The following is a 426-nucleotide window of genomic DNA, read 5'->3' as shown; positions in this document are numbered from 1 at the left end:
ATCCTGGGCGAGAGCCTGAAGGCCGAAGGGATCGACTATGTCCACCTGCGCGGGCTGGGCACACCCAAGGCGGGACGTGACGCGGCGCGCAAGGGCCGTGTCGACGAGATGCGCGCCATCTTCGCCGATCACTTGGCCGAGCCCCAGGCGCAGATCGAGTACGAGCGGCTGAAGGCGCTGGCGGCCGACAAACCCGTCGCCCTGCTGTGCTTCGAGGCCGATCACGCCGGTTGCCACCGCGCCGTCCTGGCGGAACGGCTGTCGGCGGAAACCGGCGTGGCGGTCGTGGATCTCTAGCCTTACGGCCGTCCGACCAGTTGATCGACCGAACCGCTGGTGACCGGGTGATAGAGCGGCCGGGCCTCGGCGTAGATGCGACGGGCGTTAGCGCGGCCCCAGTCGCCCTCGTTCCACAGGGTCTGGAAC

The 426-nt window shown here is 69.0% G+C and carries 1 protein-coding gene; it reads left to right on the top strand.

The window, feature by feature from the left end; translation table 11 throughout:
- On the top strand, positions 1–297 hold a 297-nt coding region (locus JWG43_RS20985; protein ID WP_205244417.1), incomplete at its 5' end, for a DUF488 domain-containing protein.
- Between the last annotated feature and the right edge of the window lie 129 nt (positions 298–426).

It is taken from the genome of Desulfobulbus alkaliphilus (assembly GCF_016918545.1).
GTDB lineage: Bacteria > Desulfobacterota > Desulfobulbia > Desulfobulbales > Desulfobulbaceae > Desulfobulbus > Desulfobulbus alkaliphilus.
The sequence above is the reverse complement of the archived record's forward strand: the minus strand, read 5'-3'. Positions and strand labels throughout refer to the sequence as shown.